This is a genomic window from Mesorhizobium sp. AA22 (assembly GCF_001672375.2).
Classification (GTDB): Bacteria; Pseudomonadota; Alphaproteobacteria; order Rhizobiales; family Rhizobiaceae; genus Mesorhizobium; species Mesorhizobium wenxiniae.
Window position 1 is genome coordinate 4,162,589 of sequence record NZ_CP048406.1, and the last position, 17,226, is coordinate 4,179,814.

Here is a 17,226-nt window from a genome sequence, read left to right on the forward strand (position 1 = left end):
GCCATGGGCGCGCTTCCGGTCATCGACGCTCCGAATTGGTATGAAACCATCCGCATGGGCGATGGCGTGACGCTGATCCACGAGCCGTGGATCAAGCCGTTCTTCCGCTGCAACATCTGGCATGTGCGCGGTCGCGACCGCGATCTCCTGTTCGACACCGGCCTCGGCCATTTCAGCCTGCGGCGTCACGTGCCGCTGGTGACGGAGCGAAGGATCATTTGCGTTGCCAGCCACACGCATTTCGACCATATCGGCTGCCATCACGAATTTCCGGACCGCTGCGTGCATCGGGCCGAGGCAGAAATCCTCGCCGATCCGCGCAATGAATGGACGGTTGCCGACCGCTACGCTACCGACGCAATGTTCGATGGAATGCCGCTAGGCTGGGACGCCGCGCGCTACCGGATCCTGCCGGCGCCGGCCGATCGCTTGCTCGGGCAAGGCGATGTCGTCGATCTCGGCGACCGTGCCTTCGAGGGAATCCACACCCCGGGTCATTCGCCCGGCGGCATCGCGCTCCACGAGAGGAAGACCGGCATCCTGCTTTCCGGCGACATCGTCTATGACGGCCCGCTGATCGACGATGTCTATCATTCCGCCGTCGACGACTATGTCGAAACGCTGCTACGGATGCGCGAGCTCGATGTCGCGGTCGTGCATGGCGGTCACTTCCCGAGCTTCGGCAAGGCACGCTACCACCAGCTTATCGACGAGTATCTCGCACAAAAGCGGCAGGCCGGCTGTCATCTGCTGCAGGCGCGATAAGCACCGGTGTATCGCATCGCGAGAAGTGCTTGACGAATTCACAACGCCCTTTGCGGGCACGGCGTGCCGGCGGCATCGCCGCAGCGTGAAGCCGTGGGTTGGGGTCTCAAACTCGTCTCTTCCGACTGGCGCACCAGTTGGGCAAAGGCAAGAGCAAAACTTCCCAGCATCAGGAGGATGATAATCAGGCGTGTTACGGGCAATAGATCGGTCCGACTGGCTGGCCCCCACGCCGCCCATCCACTGCCGGCTAACATGATCGATCGGGCTTTACGAGAGTTTAATCCCCGTCTTAACCATCACATTCGCTTGTCACCCGATACGATGCGCGAGCGCCTGACCAGCGCTCTTCCCGGCGCTGTGTCTGGGGCAGCCCATGCCTCCCTTTGCAGATTTGCCGTCCCATGCTAACCCGGCGCTGGCGCGGCCCAAGCAACCGGTCGCCACCAACCGGTCGCCATCCACATCGCCAATGGGGAGCCATGAGCAAAGCCGCCAGCCGTTTCGCCTTCGTCTCGTCCGACACCGCCGACGCCAAGGCGGCGCTGGAGAGCCTTTCGGAGCGCTATGGCCAGACGTCCATCGAGGATGCAGAGATCGTCGTCGCCCTCGGCGGTGACGGATTCCTGTTGCAGACCTTGCGCGACACGATGAGCACGGGAAAAAAAGTCTACGGCATGAACCGTGGCACCATTGGCTTTCTGATGAACGAGTATCGCGCCAGCGGTTTGACCGGGCGCATCGCGGCGGCCGTTGCCGAAACGATCCGTCCGCTGGAGATGCAAGCGGTGACGGCAGAGGGCGAAACGATTTCAGCGCTGGCGATCAATGAGGTTGCGCTGTGGCGCCAGTCCTACCAGACGGCCAAGATCCGGATCACAGTCGACGGGCAAGTGCGGCTCGAGGAATTGAACTGCGATGGCGTGATGATCGCGACGCCGGCCGGCTCGACCGCCTACAATCTGTCCGCGCACGGGCCGATCCTGCCGCTCGACGCGCCGCTGCTGGCATTGACCCCGGTCAGTCCGTTTCGCCCGCGCCGCTGGCGCGGCGCGCTGCTTTCCAACAAGGCGACGGTTCGTTTCGACATTCTGGAGGCGGAAAAGCGGCCGGTGAACGCCGCCGCCGACCACACCGAAGTGAAGGCCGTAACCTCGGTGACGGTGCGAGAATCGCCAACGGTGACGGCGACGCTGCTGTTCGATCCGAGCCACTCGTGGAACGAGCGTATTCTTGCCGAACAGTTCCGTTACTGAGCCGGTACAGCGACGGGCAGCTCGATTAAGAACCGCGATTAAGGTTACGACTTCACAATCACACCATTCCCGCCCGTTTCTGTTGACAAATCGTGGGCTTGCGCCTACCTGCAATACCAATCTTGCAGGCGCGCGGCGCTTGCCGCGACTGCTTATGTTGCGCCCCCGAACCAGCCAAAGACAGCCAAACTTGTCCTCAGACGCCCAGATCGCTCAAGAAGCGTTGACCTTCACAGACCTCGGCCTGTCGCCGAAGGTCCTTTCCGCAGTCACCGATGCCGGTTACACCGAACCGACGCCGATCCAGGCCGGCGCCATACCGCACGCCTTGCTCGGCAAGGATATTTTGGGCATCGCCCAGACCGGCACCGGCAAGACGGCCTCGTTCGTGCTGCCGATGCTGACCCGGCTTGAAAAGGGCCGGGCCCGCGCCCGCATGCCGCGCACGCTGATCCTCGAGCCGACGCGCGAGCTTGCCGCGCAGGTCGAAGAGAATTTCATCAGATACGGCAAGAACCACAAGCTCAACATCGCGCTGCTGATCGGCGGCGTGTCGTTCGACGAGCAGGACAAGAAGCTGGAGCGCGGCGCCGACGTGCTGATCGCGACGCCCGGCCGCCTGCTCGACCACCGCGAGCGCGGAAAGCTTCTGCTCAACGGCGTCGAGATCCTGGTCATCGATGAGGCCGATCGCATGCTCGATATGGGCTTCATTCCCGACATCGAGCGCATCTGCGAGATGATCCCGTTCACGAGGCAGACGCTGTTCTTCTCGGCGACGATGCCGCCTGAGATCACCAAGCTCACCGAGAAATTCCTGCACGCGCCGGTGCGCGTCGAGGTTTCGAAGGCCGCGTCCGCCGCCACAAACATCATCCAGCGGCTGGTGAAATCCGGCTCGAAACCCTGGGACAAGCGCGAGACGCTGCGCAATCTGATAAGGGCCGAGGATGCGGAGCTGAAGAACGCCATCATCTTCTGCAACCGCAAGATCGAGGTCTCGGAGCTTTTCCGCTCGCTGCTGAAATATGATTTCGACGCCGGCGCGCTGCATGGCGACATGGACCAGCGCGCGCGCATGCAGATGCTGGCCAATTTCCGTGACGGCAAACTGCGCTACCTCGTTGCGTCGGACGTTGCGGCGCGCGGCCTCGACATCCCCGATGTCAGCCACGTCTTCAATTACGACGTGCCGATCCATGCCGAGGACTATGTCCACCGCATCGGCCGCACCGGCCGCGCCGGACGCTCGGGCAAATCCTTCACCATCGCCACCAAGTCCGACACCAAATACGTCGACGCGATCGAACGGCTGATCGGCAACAAGATCGAGTGGCATGACGGCGATCTCTCGACGGTCGTCGCCAGCGAGGGCGGAGAGGACGATGCTCCCCGCCGTGGCCGCGGCGTCCCGCGCCGCGCCGGCCGCAAGGACGATGACCGCAAGGACAGGGGCGAACGCAAGCCACGCGAACGCCACGCCAAGCAAAGCGAAGCTGCAGCACCGGCTGTGGCGCGCGAGGAACAGGCAGTGGCGGCCGAGACCGCGGTCGCCGATGCCGGTGAGCGACGCGCGCGCAAGGAAGCGATCCGCTCGGAAAATAGCGAGCGCCAAGCTTCGCCCGAACGTAAGGCTTCGCCCGATCGCAATCGCAACGAACAGCGTGCGCCGGAACGTGGCGACACCAGGCCGCAGCGCGACGGCAATCGCCCTGCCCGCCATCGCCAGGAAGACAATGACGCGACCGTCGGATTCGGCGACGACATGCCCGCCTTCATGCGCATCGTCGCCAAGGTCTGATCAGATACCAGTCCGCCTTAAATCCAGAATACCTAAACGGAAACGGCCCCTTGCGGGGCCGTCTTCATGTTCGGGTTCGTATCTGAACATGATCTTTTCGAACCCGAAGGTCCGGGATCATGGTCCAGCTCAGGTGAGCGGTGAAAGCTGAATTTCGACGCGGCGGTTCTGAGCACGGCCGGCGGCCGTCGCATTGGAAGCGATCGGACGCGTCTTGCCGAAGCCGGTGACGGCGAAGCGGCGGGAATCGACGCCCTGCCCGGACAGATAGTTGGCAACGGCCAGCGCGCGGCGCTGCGACAGGTCGAAATTGTGCTCGTCGCCACCGGTCGAGTCGGTGTGGCCGAACACGTCGACGGTGGTCTGCCGGAACTTGTTCAGCACAAGTGCGACCGAATTCAGCACTTGATAGAAGCCGGGCTTCACCGCGTCCTGGTCGACGTTGAAGGTGATGTCGGACGGCATGTTGAGGATGATCTGGTCGCCGGTGCGGGTGACGCTGACGCCGGAGCCCTGAAGCTGCCGGCGCAGTTCGGCCTCGTTCTGGTCCATCGTGGCGCCGATGGCGCCGCCGGCGAGCGCGCCGACGCCAGCGCCGATCAGCGCATTACGGCGATCGTTGCCGCCGGCAAGCAGGCCGAGCCCCGCACCAGCCAGCGCGCCGATGCCGGCGCCGGCCGCAGTGTTGGAAACTTTCTGCTCTCCGGTGTACGGATCGGTTGTGGTGCAGGCACTCACGAGCACAGCCGTCGCCACGGCGACGAGCACAGTCTTTTTCATGGGTAGTCCCTCTCCAAGCGTCGCGCCGACGGCGCGCCATATCAGCCCTTCCGGGCTCGTTGTAACATGAAATGCGGCGAAAAGCGGAACGGGAAAAGCGGCTGCCTGTGGCTTTTCCCGGGTGAATTCCACGGCCGCAATATTGCGCGATTTTGATCGGCTACCAGAGATTATCGGTTACCAGAGATTTTTGCCGTCGATGACAACGACCTCGACTTGGCCGAGGTCGAAATCGTCGAACAGACGCGAGTTCACGCTGATCTTCGGGTTGTCGAAATCCGGCTTGCCGGTCGACCAGTCCGGCGTTTCGGTAAAGGTGCCGCAGCCGCAGGTGGCGCAGAAACCGTGTTTGATCGTTTTCGACCCCCACCGGTAGAACGAGACATTCTTGAGCGGGCTGGTGAGCTTGAATTGTGATGGCGTGTAGTATGCCCACAACGAGCCGCGCTTCGAGCAGAAGGAGCAGGTGCATTGCGTTACGGTTTGCGGCGCTTCCGAAACTTCGAACGTCGTCGCCCTGCAGTGGCAGCTTGCCTTTATGGTCATGAACGCCTCCCTCACGATTGCCTGCCGCCCGCACGGCAAGACAAACATAGAGAGACGTTCCCGACAACTGCCTGTCAGCAGGTGCCCGCGTCGGACGCGTGGCGCGCTTCAATCTTTTTGATGCCTGTCGTTATCCCAAAACCGCTGCGCATCCTGGGTCAGGCCATGGCTCAGGCCCTTCGGCAAGCTTTTGGGCGACAAGCATTAAAACGAAGACGGTGGCACGAACAGGCAGATGGTCTTTCCGTCGTTCGCGCCGGCGACCGAGCACCAGTGATATTCGCCATCGGGCGAATTCTTGATCCGCGCATCGCTGTAGGCCACGACCTCACCTGTCCCCTTGATGACATAGCCCTCCGGACGTTCGCTGATCGACGTCTGCGAGACCGCGCGGCAATCGTAACCAGAACAACAGGAGAATGGGTAACTCCAGCCTTGCGGCCTCGCTGCAGTCGGCGTGGCGTCGTGCGCCAAAGCCGGCGCTGCAGATGCAATGATGGCGGCCGTCAGAGCCACCACCGCAATGATTGAATTCAGGAGGCGGCGCGCCGTCTGGACGGCTGAGGCCGATCGAGTGTTGAGAGCGGGCATGGGCGCAGTTCCTATCACCGAGTTATCAAGCGTTTCGCTTGCCCGTTCCCAGAACGTGTCTTCCCAGTGGCCGGATCGTCAGGTCGCAGATACGCCGCGTCCGGCCATAAATGCTTTTTCCCCCAGCCTTAGATGCTGGGCTGATTCCTTTGTTGGCGCAAGAAATTGCTGTGCAAACCGAGCGCCGACATCTGCAGCCGGAACCAGCCTGCCGGGGTGACGAGAGTGACTTCATCAACCCCGGCAGATGGGATCGCAGATAACGAGATTCAGCTCGCAGTGGTTCCGGGCTAGGCGCCGGCAGGCTTGCAACATCTAGCCCGAAGGAAGAAGTCGTTGTGGAAAATTGGATGAAAAAACAAAGTTGTAAAGCGACCGCTCAATTAGAATGAGAGCCTGTTACTCTAGCGTGATGTTCCTGCTGCTTGGGGCGTAGGAGCTTTAGTCGATATCGGCCACCACTTCGCCGGCGCCGCCCTCGATGCGCTGCGACAGCGACGCCTCCATGAAATCGTCGAGGTCGCCATCCAGCACGCTCGACGGGCTTGTGCTCTCGACGCCTGTGCGAAGATCCTTCACCAGCTGATAGGGCTGCAGAACGTAGGAGCGGATCTGGTGGCCCCAGCCGATATCGCTCTTCGACGCTTCGGTGGCGTTCGCCACCGCCTCGCGCTTCTTCAGCTCCTCCTCGTAGAGCCGCGAGCGCAGCATCTCCCAGGCCTTCGCCTTGTTCTTGTGCTGGGAGCGCTCGGCCTGGCAGGCGACCGCGATGCCGGTTGCGAGATGAGTGATGCGGACCGCCGAATCGGTGGTGTTGACGTGCTGACCGCCCGATCCGGACGAACGATAGGTGTCGATGCGGACATCCGATTCGGAAACGTCGATCTCGATCGTATCGTCGATCACGGGATAGACCCAAACGCTGGCAAAGGACGTGTGGCGGCGCGCATTGCTGTCGTAGGGCGAAATACGCACGAGACGGTGAACGCCGGATTCCGTCTTCAGCCAACCATAGGCATTGTGGCCCTTGATCAGCAGTGTGGCGGACTTGATGCCGGCCTCTTCGCCGTCATGCACTTCGAGCACCTCGACCTTGAAGCGCCGCCGCTCGGCCCAACGCGTGTACATGCGCAGAAGCATCGAGGCCCAGTCCTGGCTTTCGGTGCCGCCGGCGCCGGCATGGACTTCGAGATAACTGTCGTTGGCATCCGCCTCGCCCGAAAGCAGCGTCTCGATCTGGCGGGCCTTTGCTTCGCCGCGCATCGAGCGGATCGCCGCTTCCGCCTCGGCGACAACGCTCTCGTCGCCCTCTTCCTCGCCAAGCTCGATCAGGCCGATATTGTCCTCCAGCGCCTGGGTGAGGCCTTTGACCGCGGCGATGCCTTCCTCGAGGCCCTGGCGCTCACGCATCAGCTTCTGTGCCTCCAGCGGTTCGTTCCAGAGACTGGAATCCTCGGCACGCACATTAAGGTACTCAAGCCGCTTTAAGGCTTGATCCCAGTCAAAGATGCCTCCTCAGCAGGGTTATCGCCTGCCTGATTTCGTCGACAATGTTCTGCGTTTCCGAGCGCATGGCTAGTCGTTTTGTCCTGTGCTGAAAATGGGGCGCTGTTGCCTAAACAGAGCTGGGTTGGCGCGATACATAGGGACGGCACCGCCACCTGTAAAGCGAAATGGGCCGGCTTGAACGCCGGCCCAGAACACCATGTCCTATGTCAATATAACCCGCCGCCGCCGGACTGGATGGCTTGGTTGGCCTGTGGCGACAGCGCGCCGCCGGAGGCGTTGGAGCCGTCCGCACCCATGCCGATCACCCAATAGCTGTCGGCGGGGCCGGTGCCCGGCTTGAAAGCTTCGATAAAGGCGCCAGGGTCGCCTGGGTTGGCAGCCATGCCGGTCTTGCGATTGATGGCGATCAGCTTCATGCCTTCGGGAACCTGGAAATCGACATTGGGCGTGCCGTCCAGCGCCACGCGCATGAAGTCCTTGAAGATCGGCGCGGCGAGGCCGCCGCCGGTCGCGCCCTTGCCAAGACCTTTCGGCTGATCGTAGCCCATATAGAGGCCGACAACGAGATTGGGCGTATAGCCGATGAACCAGGTATCCTTCTCGTCGTTTGTCGTTCCGGTCTTGCCGGCGATGTGGCGGCCGAGTTCGGCGACCGTGGCGCCGGTACCGCGCTCGACGACGCCCTCCATCATCGAGGTGATCTGATAGGCGGTCATCGGATCGAGCACCTGCTCGGAATTGTCGATCAGTTCCGGCTCAGGCTGGTTCTGCCATTCGGCGGCGTTGCAATTTTCGCAGCCGCGTTCGTCCTGCCTGTACACCGTCTTGCCGTAGCGATCCTGGATGCGGTCGATCAGCGTCGGCTTGATCGACTTGCCACCGTTGGCCATGATCGAATAAGCCGACACCATGCGCATCACGGTGGTCTCGCCCGAACCCAGCGCCATCGGCAGATATGGCGCCAGACGGTCATAGACGCCGAAGCGCTCGGCATATTCGGCGACCAGCTTCATGCCCATGTCGTTGGCCAGCCGCACAGTCATCAGATTGCGCGACCTCTCGATGCCGGACCGCAACGTCGCCGGGCCAGCTGTCCTTCCATCGTAGTTCTTCGGCGTCCAGGTCGTGTTGCCGCTCTTGATGGTGATCGGGCCGTCCATGATCACCGAAGCCGGCGTATAGCCATTGTCGAGGGCGGCCGAATAGACGATCGGCTTGAACGACGAACCCGGCTGCCGCATGGCCTGCGTGGCACGGTTGAATTCGGATTGCGAGTAGGAGAACCCGCCGACCATGGCCAGAACACGGCCGGTATGCGGATCCATGGCGATCATGCCACCTTCCACCTCGGGGGCCTGGCGTAGAATATAGGCCCCGTCCGTACCCTCTTTCTTCTGCACGAAGATAACGTCGCCCGGCTTCAGCACGTCCGCCGGCGATTTGGCCTTGACGGTCTTGCCGTCGACCACATGGCGCATGGCGAAGCTCATGTCGTCGCGGCTGACTGTGCCTTCGATGCGATCCTTAACGAGTTCGCCCGAGATCTGCCGGGTCGGCCGAAGGCCGATGGACAGGCCGCTTTCCGAGCTGTCGAGCACGACGGCGAGCGACCATTCGGGCACGTCATCCAGTCCCTTGACTTCGCTCAAAGGCACGCCCCAGTCGCCGGATACGCTGATGGTCTTCACCGGCCCGCGATAGCCGCGCAGCGTATCGAACTTCATCAGACCGTTCTGCATGGCTTTACGGGCGATGAGCTGCATCTTGGGATCGAGCGTCGTACGGACGGACAGGCCGCCCTCGTAGAGCGCATTCTCGCCGTAGCGCGCGCTGATCTGGCGACGCACTTCCTCGGTGAAGTATTCGCCGGCGAACAGATAGGTGCCGGAGCGGCGTGGCTTGACGCCGAGCGGCTCGGCCTTGGCCTTGGCGCCTTCCTCCTGCGTGACGTAGCCGTTGTCGACCATCTGGTCGATGACCCAGTTGCGGCGCTCGATGGCGCGATCGGCATATTTGAAGGGGTGATAGTTGGAGGGACCCTTCGGCAAAGCCGCCAGATAGGCCGCCTCCGCCACGGTGAGTTCATTCACCGCCTTGTCGAAATAAGTGAGCGCTGCGCCGGCGACGCCATAAGCGCCGAGCCCGAAGAAAATCTCGTTAAGGTAGAGCTCGAGAATACGATCCTTCGAATAGGCCTGCTCTATGCGGAAGGCGAGGATCATCTCCTTGATCTTGCGCTCGTAGGTCTGGTCCGAGGACAAAAGGAAGTTTTTCGCCACCTGCTGGGTGATCGTCGAGGCGCCGACCTGGCGCTTGCCCGAGCCGAAATTCTGCAGATTGACCATGACTGCGCGGCCAAGACCGGTCACGTCGATGCCGGGGTGATTGTAGAAATTCTTGTCCTCGGCAGACAGGAAGGCCGCCTTGACACGATCCGGCACCGCCTGGATCGGCAAATACAGGCGCCGCTCGCGGGCATATTCGGCCATCAGCGCACCGTCGGATGCATGGATGCGGGTCGTCACTGGCGGTTCATACTTGGCCAGCACCTCGTAGTCGGGCAGATCCTTCGACAAATGGCTGATATAGATCGCCACGCCCGCCGCGACCAAAAGGGCCAGCGCGGTGCCGATGCCGAAGAAATAGCCAATGAGACGAATCATGCCCGCTCCAGTCCTTGGTTCGGGAATTTCCTAAACGAAGCCGCCTTTCGCGCAAGCTTTCGAGACGATCCCGACCGGTAATCGAAAACCCATGTCGCCACCATGTGGGCAAAATGCGGCAGCCTGGAATTTCGGCTTCGAATGGCCAAAATATAAGTGCAAAGTGTTGTCGTCGTGCAACGCTGCCTCTGGTTGTGGCGAGGGCCGGCGTCTCAGCCTCCGGTTCCGGCTCCGGCCTTGGTTGAAGCGAACAGGGCGATCGCATTGGTTATGCTCTGGGCCGCCTTGCCGCGCCAATCGGCGCTGAGCAGTTGCGCCTCGTCCTTGGCGTTCGACAGATAGCCGAGTTCGACCAGCACGGAGGGGACATCCGGCGCCTTCAACACTTTGAAGCTGGCCGAACGCTGCGGATTGTTGATGAGGCCGACACTGGTGGAAAGCTGGCCGACCAAAGTCTGGGCGAAACTCATCGAGAAACTATGCGTCTCGCGGCGAATCAGGTCGATCAGGATGTCGGTCACTTCCTTGTTGTCGTCCTTGATTTCCATGCCGGCAAATTGGTCGGAAAGGTTTTCACGGTCGGCGAGCGCCTGCGCTTCCGGGTCGGAAGCCTTGTCGGAGACCGTGTAGACGGTTGCGCCGCGAAGGCCCTTGACCCTGATCGTGTCGGCGTGGATCGAAATGAGCAGATCGGCCTCGTGCTGGCGGGCTATGCGCACGCGGTCGTCCAGCCGCAGGAATTGATCTGTCTCGCGCGTCATAAACACGTCGTATTTGCCGACTGCGGCAAGTCTTTCCCGCAATTCGGTGGCGAAGGCGAGCGTGACGTTCTTCTCGACCGTGCCGTTCAGGCCCTCAGCGCCGCCGTCGATGCCGCCATGGCCTGGATCGATGACGACGGTGAAGCGATGGCCTGGATTGGAGACCGGGCCGGTGCCGACCCTGCCACCCTTGTCGGAGGAGACCGTCGAGCCGGTGGTCAGCGCCTGATTGGCAAGAGCGGCGTCGAACTCCCGCGCGGACGCCGCCGACATCTCGATAGCGATGCGGTAGCCGCTGCTGTCATCGTTCTTGAGCACGTCGAGCCTGTCGACGGCGAACGGGCCCTTGCCGGTGAGAATCAGCCGCGACACCCCCTCGCCGAGATCGCCGTAGCGCACGCTCCTGACCAGGCCGCGCGCCTTTACATCCTTGGCATTGATGGCGAATTTCGTGCTTGGCAGGTCGACGACCAGACGGTGGGGGCCGCGCAGCAGAAACCATTTGACGTCGGGTTCGCGATCGAAATTCATGACGATGCGCATCTTGGTGGCGTCACCTGCCATTTTGTAGCTCGTCACCGCGAGCGGTGCGTCGGCAGCAAAGGAAACCGGCGAAAAGGCCAGGCAAGCGACAACCACCAACAGCAGACAAGCAGCGCGGAAGTAGGCAGCGTAGAAGAAAGTGCCTCCGGCGCGACCACTCCAGTGCATGAAGACTGCCAGTCCCATCTCTTTCCAGTCGCTCCGGTTTGGCGCCAGGCGCCCAATCTTGTTTGTCGGAGTGTCGGCGTCTTGTCGAATGCCGGTTAGGCCGCGAACTCAATTAACGATTGGTATCCAGAGAAGGTTAACCAAGCCTTTTCATGCAAAGGTTAAGCTGTGCTTCCGTTGCGGAACTGCTTTTTGCCGGCATCGGAAATCGGGGTTGCCTTCCAACCCGCCAAATCATAAAAGCGATGGTGGATCACTGCAATCCTGGAACCGTCCTTCTCCGCAGCTTCCTGCTACAGCTCAGATGAACGACGACTCCTTTCGCTTCAGACGAAAAAGGTATCAGGTGATCGCGACGAATTTCGCAGGTGCGAGCCCGTGGCGGGGGAAGCGCCTGCGTGAGGAAAACGGCCGGGATTGTCCCGCGCCGGCTCTGTATGAGCAAACAAGCTGGTCCGGTTTTCCCGGGCTTTGGTTCAAAAAGGTTCTGCTGGTTACGATGGCTTCAAGCGCAATCATGGAAAGGTCCGCAGCAAACCGCGCCATTATGGCTGCGGGCGGCACCGCCATGGCGCTCAGGCAGCGGCCGGCGGACATTCAATTGCCCGGCACCCATGTTCATCCACACTCACAGCGGCGGGCGTTGCCCCGCAAGCTGCGGCTGACGGCTGCCGGGGGGAAACGAAATAATGCCCAACAAGATGCTGATAGACGCCTCCCACCCGGAGGAAACACGTGTTGTCGTCGTTCGCGGTAACCGTATTGAAGAATTCGACTTTGAATCCCAGGACAAGAAGCAGCTCAAAGGAAATATCTACCTCGCCCGCGTAACGCGCGTCGAACCCTCGCTTCAGGCAGCCTTTGTCGAATATGGCGGCAACCGTCACGGTTTCCTCGCCTTCAGTGAAATTCATCCCGACTACTACCAGATTCCGGTCGCCGACCGTCAGGCGCTGTTGCGCGCAGAAGCGCAGGAGGCTGAAGACGAGGACGATGAGGATGGCGAAGGCGACGACCGCCAGAGCCGCGATCGCGGCCGGCGTGGACGCCGGCGCGGCGGCAAGAGCCGCGACCGGGGCGAGCACAAGCGTGATGCAGGTGCGGCCGATTCTGACGATTCTGTCGAGTCCAATGACAGCGGTTCCAATGAGGGCGGCGAACACGGCGAGGATGCGGTCGCGGATAACGCCGATGCCGTTTCGGAAAATGTCGACACGCCGTCCGATACTTCGGAACATGGCGAGGATGTCGCCAGTCATGCTGAGGCGAGTCATAATGAGACGAGCCATAACGAGACTGGGCCTTCCGAAGGCGGTCCAAATTCCCTCGCCGCCAGCATCGAAGCGGATGTGATTTCCGAAGCCGTGCCGCAGGCGGAGACGGCCGGCGAAGCCACGTCCACCGACAATGATCGCGGCATGCTGGAAGAGGTGCAGTCCTCGCATCCGGAGGACCATGAGGTCGAATCGGTCGGCGCCGAGGATGCGCTGGAAGAAGCGCGCAACCGCCGCAAGCCGGTGCGCCGCCAGTACAAGATCCAGGAAGTGATCAAGCGCCGCCAGATCCTCCTTGTGCAGGTCGTGAAAGAAGAGCGCGGCAACAAGGGCGCAGCGCTCACCACCTACCTGTCGCTTGCCGGCCGCTATTCGGTGCTGATGCCGAACACGGCGCGCGGCGGCGGCATCTCGCGCAAGATCACCAACGCACAGGACCGCAAGCGGCTGAAGGAGGTCGTCGCCGATCTCGAAGTGCCGCAGGGCATGGGCGTCATCCTGCGCACAGCCGGCGAAAGCCGTACCAAAGCCGAGATCAAGCGCGACTACGAATATCTGATGCGGCTTTGGGAAAACGTCCGCAATCTGACGCTGCAGTCCACGGCCCCTGCCCTGGTCTACGAAGAAGGCAGCCTGATCAAGCGCTCGGTGCGCGACCTCTACAACAAGGACATCGACGAGATCCTGGTCTCCGGCGAAGAGGGCTATCGCGAGGCCAAGGACTTCATGCGCATGCTGATGCCGAGCCACGCCAAGGTCGTGCAGCCGTTCCGCGACACGACGCCGATCTTCGTGCGCAATGGCATCGAAGCGCAGCTCGACCGCATGCTGCAGCCGCAGGTGACGCTGAAGAGCGGCGGCTACATCATCATCAACCAGACCGAGGCGCTGGTCGCCATCGACGTCAATTCGGGCCGCTCCACCAAGGAGCACTCGATCGAGGACACAGCGCTTCACACCAATCTGGAAGCGGCCGAGGAAGTCGCACGGCAGCTGAGGCTGCGCGATCTCGCCGGCCTGATCGTCATCGACTTCATCGACATGGAGGAGAACCGCAACAACCGCTCCGTCGAGAAGCGGCTGAAGGATCACCTCAAGAACGATCGCGCCCGCATTCAGGTCGGCCGCATCTCGCATTTCGGTCTGATGGAGATGTCGCGCCAGCGCATCCGTGCCAGCGTGCTGGAATCGACGATGAAGCCTTGCCCGCATTGCGGCGGTACCGGCCATGTGCGGTCCGATTCGTCTGTCGCGCTGATGGTTGTGCGGGCGATCGAGGAATTCCTCCTCAAGGATTCGCGCAGCCACATCACGGTGCGGACGCCGGCGGCGACCGCGCTCTATGTGCTCAACCACAAGCGCGGCACGCTGGTGGAACTCGAAAGCCGCTTCGGCCTGACCATCACCGTCGAAGCCGACGACACGGTCGGTGCCCAGCACTATGCGATCTTCCGCGGCGCGCTGGCTGAAAAGCCTGAAGGCTTCGTCGAGGTGCGCACCTTGCCCGCCTACGTCGAGCCGGAAGAGCCCGCCGACGAAACCGTCATCGAGGAGGAGGAAGACGAGGCCGTTGCACCGGCGGAGCAACCGCGCCAAGCTCAGCAGCCGCAGCAGCCAAGGCCAAGCGAGGATGGCGAAGGCCGCGACCGCAAGCGCCGCAAGCGCCGCAGACGGCGCGGCGGCAAGGATCGCGACCGCGAGCATGGCGCCCCCGTGGAAGGCGCGTCCCTCTCGGCCACAACCGATGGCGTCTCCGAAGCCTCAAGCGATGAAGGCGCTGAAGCAGACCACGAGGACCAGGTCGGCGTCACCGCGGTGGAAGCGTCGGATGACAGTCAAGAGCCTGATGAACGTCGGGGGCCGGATGAAGGTCAGGGCAAGAAGCGCCGGCGCGGCAAGCGCGGCGGCAAGCGCAATCGCCGTGAAGACGGCGAAGGCGAGGTCGATGCAGGCATTGCAGAATCGGCTGACGGCCCCGAAGGCGAAGTCTTGGAGGGCGCAACCGTCTCCAGCGAGCCGGTAGCAGCAATGCCGGTCGAAGAGCCTGTGGGCCTTGCTCCGGCCAATGACGACATGCCGAGCGCCGAAAAATCGAAGAAGCCGCGCCGCGCCGCCAAGCCGAAGAAGGCTGCGGCGGACGTCGTCGTCGAGACGCCGGTAGCCGAGCCGGAAACCTCTGCCAAGGCTCCCGCACCTGTTCCGGAGGAAACAGCCGTGGCCACCGTCGACGAGGAACCGAAGGTCCGCCCATCGCGACGCAAGCCTGTACCGGTAGATGCGCCGGTTGAGCCGATCGTGTCTTCGACTGTTGCCGAAGAGGAAAAGACCGAGGAAAAGCCGAAGCGTGCCGGCTGGTGGCAGCGGAAAGGTTTCTTCTAAGCTTTTCGGTGGTTTAGCCTGATCTTTTGACCAAGGAATCCCGCGCTGTCTTGTCGATAGCGCGGGATTTTTCTTATCTGAAGCGCCACAAGCTTTATGGCGCGAAGACCGACCAGTTCATCATCTTCGCCAGCCTTTCCAGCGCAATCGACCCCAGCCTGGAATTGCCGTTGGCGTTAAGGCCGGGCGCCCATACGGCGAGCGAGGCCACGCCCGGCACGATCGCCAGAATGCCGCCGCCGACGCCGCTCTTGCCGGGGATGCCGACGCGAAAGGCGAAATCGCCGGAGCCGTCATAATGACCGCAGGTCAGCATCATCGCGCCGATGCGGCGGGCGCGCTCGGCTGACACAACGGAATGGCCGGTCGCCGGGTTCTTGCCGCCGTTGGCGAGGAAGCGACCGGCCAACGCCAGTTGCCGGCAGCTCATCGCGATGGCGCAATGGTGGAAATAGACGCCCAGCGCCAGATCCGGCGCGTGGTTCAGATTGCCGAAGGATTTCATGTAGTTGGCAAGCGCCAAATTCCGAAAACCGGTAGCGCGTTCCGAAGCCGCGACCTCGCGGTCGATGATGATGGTCTCGTCGTCGGCCAGGAACTGGATGAAGCGCAGGATCTCGCCGATCGCCTCGCGCGGCTGATGGCCGGCGAGCAGAATGTCGGAAATGACGATGGCGCCGGCATTGATGAACGGATTGCGCGGAATGCCGTTCTCATGCTCGAGCTGGACGATCGAGTTGAACGGGTTGCCCGAAGGTTCGCGCCCGACACGCTGCCACAGCGCGTCGCCGACATTGCCGAGCGCCAATGTCAGCGTGAACACCTTCGAAATGCTCTGGATCGAAAACGGCTCATCGGCGTCGCCCGCCATCAGCACGCGACCGTCATTGGTCACGGCGGCAATGCCGAACTTCTTCGGATCGACTTTGCCGAGTTGCGGAATATAGGTCGCGACTTCGCCGCGATCCGTGCGCTCCGCCATTTCGGCGGCAATTTCAGTTAAAGCCTGTTCGAGTCCCGGCATGGCGCTACTTCAGCCAGCGTTCGAGGCGCATGATCGCCTCGACCATCTCATCGTGGCTGCCGGCGTAGGAAAAGCGCATGGTTCGATGGCCTTGGAGCGGATCGAAATCGCGGCCGGGCGTCGCCGCCACATGCGCCTCGGCCAGCATCTTGCGCGCAAAGGCCATGCTGTCGTTGGTGTGCCTGGTGACATCGCAGAAGGCGTAGAACGCCCCGTCCATCGGTGCCGCCAGCGCAAAGCCGAGTTCGGGCAGGCGTTTCATCAAAAGCTCGCGATTCCACGCATAGCGCGCCTTCACTGCCTCCAATTCCCCGGTCGCCTTGAATGCCTCGATCGCGGCGATCTGGGACAGTTCCGGCGGTGAGATATAGAGACTCTGGGCGACCCGCTCGACTGGCCGCACCAATGGTTGCGGCAGCACCATCCAGCCGATCCGCCAACCGGTCATGCAGTAATATTTCGAGAAGGAATTGATCACCGTCACGTCCTGGCCGTAGGCAAGCGCCGTCGTGTCCGGCGCAGCGTAAGCCAGCCGGTGATAGATCTCGTCGGAGATCACGGCGATGCCGAGCTCTTGCGCCGTCGTCACCAGCGCCGACAGCTCGTCGGCGGGGATAACCGCGCCGGTCGGATTGGCCGGACTGGCGAACAACACGCCCTTCAGCTTCTTTTCGCGATGCGCGGCCTTCAGATGTTCGGCGTGGAGATAGGCATCACCGTTGAGCTCGATCTCGACGATCTCGATACCGAGCGCGGCCATGATGTTGCGATAGGCCGGATAGCCAGGCGCGGCGATGGCGACACGATCGCCTGGATCGAACATTGCCAGAAAGGCCAGGTTGAAGGCGGCCGACGATCCGGTGGTGACGGCGATCCGGCCGGGTGAAACGGCAAGCCCGTAGTGGTCAGCATAGTGCTGCGCGATCGCCTCGCGCAGGCCCGCAAGACCCAATGCATCGGTGTAGCCGATGCGCCCCATCTTCAATGCGTTTGTCGCCGCTTGCCTGACCCCGGTCGGCGCCGGGTCGGACGGCTGGCCAACAGCCATGGAAACAACCGGCACGCCCTTTGCCTTCAGCCGATTCGCTTCCGCCAGAATGTCCATGGCGTGGAACGGCTCGACGTCGCCGCGACGCGAAAGCGATACAACCATTTGACCTCATTCC

Annotated in this window: 12 protein-coding genes; 4 read left to right on the forward strand and 8 right to left on the reverse strand. The window is 62.2% G+C overall.

Features of this window, described 5'->3' with window-relative positions; all coding sequences use genetic code 11:
* Positions 1 to 3: 3 nt before the first annotated feature.
* The 3 genes from A9K68_RS20100 (at position 4) to A9K68_RS20110 (ending at position 3,822) form a co-directional block, all read left to right on the forward strand.
* Positions 4 to 765 (forward strand): MBL fold metallo-hydrolase, encoded by a 762-nt coding sequence (locus A9K68_RS20100; protein WP_065008219.1) that lies wholly within the window; start codon positions 4 to 6, stop codon positions 763 to 765.
* Between the two features lie 482 nt (positions 766 to 1,247).
* Positions 1,248 to 2,021, forward strand: a complete 774-nt coding sequence (locus tag A9K68_RS20105; protein WP_065008218.1) for an NAD kinase — start codon at positions 1,248 to 1,250, stop codon at positions 2,019 to 2,021.
* Between the two features lie 190 nt (positions 2,022 to 2,211).
* Positions 2,212 to 3,822, forward strand: a complete 1,611-nt coding sequence (locus A9K68_RS20110; RefSeq protein ID WP_065008217.1) for a DEAD/DEAH box helicase — start codon at positions 2,212 to 2,214, stop codon at positions 3,820 to 3,822.
* Between the two features lie 129 nt (positions 3,823 to 3,951).
* On the opposite strand, the gene A9K68_RS20115 is transcribed toward A9K68_RS20110, so the two are convergent.
* From A9K68_RS20115 to A9K68_RS20140, 6 genes are all read right to left on the reverse strand, one after another.
* Positions 3,952 to 4,602 carry an OmpA family protein gene (locus A9K68_RS20115; RefSeq protein ID WP_065008303.1) on the reverse strand — a complete coding sequence of 217 codons (651 nt, stop codon included), beginning with the start codon at positions 4,600 to 4,602 and terminating at the stop codon, positions 3,952 to 3,954.
* 177 nt (positions 4,603 to 4,779) lie between these two features.
* On the reverse strand, positions 4,780 to 5,148 hold the full coding sequence (locus A9K68_RS20120; RefSeq protein ID WP_065008302.1) for a GFA family protein: 369 nt from the start codon (positions 5,146 to 5,148) through the stop codon (positions 4,780 to 4,782).
* A 204-nt stretch (positions 5,149 to 5,352) separates the two neighbouring features.
* Positions 5,353 to 5,739, reverse strand: coding sequence for a hypothetical protein (locus tag A9K68_RS20125; protein ID WP_065008216.1), 387 nt, complete (start codon positions 5,737 to 5,739; stop codon positions 5,353 to 5,355).
* Between the two features lie 441 nt (positions 5,740 to 6,180).
* Positions 6,181 to 7,312 (reverse strand): peptide chain release factor 2 gene (gene prfB / locus A9K68_RS20130; RefSeq protein ID WP_127211857.1). Its coding sequence is split into 2 segments (ribosomal slippage): positions 6,181 to 7,245 and positions 7,247 to 7,312, totalling 1,131 coding nucleotides; the frame shifts between segments, so codons are not numbered across the junction.
* Positions 7,313 to 7,454: 142 nt separating this feature from the next.
* On the reverse strand, positions 7,455 to 9,911 hold the full coding sequence (locus A9K68_RS20135) for a penicillin-binding protein 1A (protein ID WP_065008214.1): 2,457 nt from the start codon (positions 9,909 to 9,911) through the stop codon (positions 7,455 to 7,457).
* A 212-nt stretch (positions 9,912 to 10,123) separates the two neighbouring features.
* Positions 10,124 to 11,383 (reverse strand): N-acetylmuramoyl-L-alanine amidase, encoded by a 1,260-nt coding sequence (locus tag A9K68_RS20140; RefSeq protein ID WP_156768323.1) that lies wholly within the window; start codon positions 11,381 to 11,383, stop codon positions 10,124 to 10,126.
* Between the two features lie 689 nt (positions 11,384 to 12,072).
* On the opposite strand from A9K68_RS20140, the gene A9K68_RS20145 reads away from it, so the two are divergent.
* Complete coding sequence (locus A9K68_RS20145) at positions 12,073 to 15,036, forward strand: ribonuclease E/G (protein WP_065008212.1); 2,964 nt, start codon at positions 12,073 to 12,075, stop codon at positions 15,034 to 15,036.
* 94 nt (positions 15,037 to 15,130) lie between these two features.
* On the opposite strand, the gene A9K68_RS20150 is transcribed toward A9K68_RS20145, so the two are convergent.
* Positions 15,131 to 16,060 (reverse strand): glutaminase, encoded by a 930-nt coding sequence (locus A9K68_RS20150; RefSeq protein WP_065008211.1) that lies wholly within the window; start codon positions 16,058 to 16,060, stop codon positions 15,131 to 15,133.
* Between the two features lie 4 nt (positions 16,061 to 16,064).
* Positions 16,065 to 17,213 carry an aminotransferase class I/II-fold pyridoxal phosphate-dependent enzyme gene (locus tag A9K68_RS20155; protein ID WP_065008210.1) on the reverse strand — a complete coding sequence of 383 codons (1,149 nt, stop codon included), beginning with the start codon at positions 17,211 to 17,213 and terminating at the stop codon, positions 16,065 to 16,067.
* Positions 17,214 to 17,226: the final 13 nt, after the last annotated feature.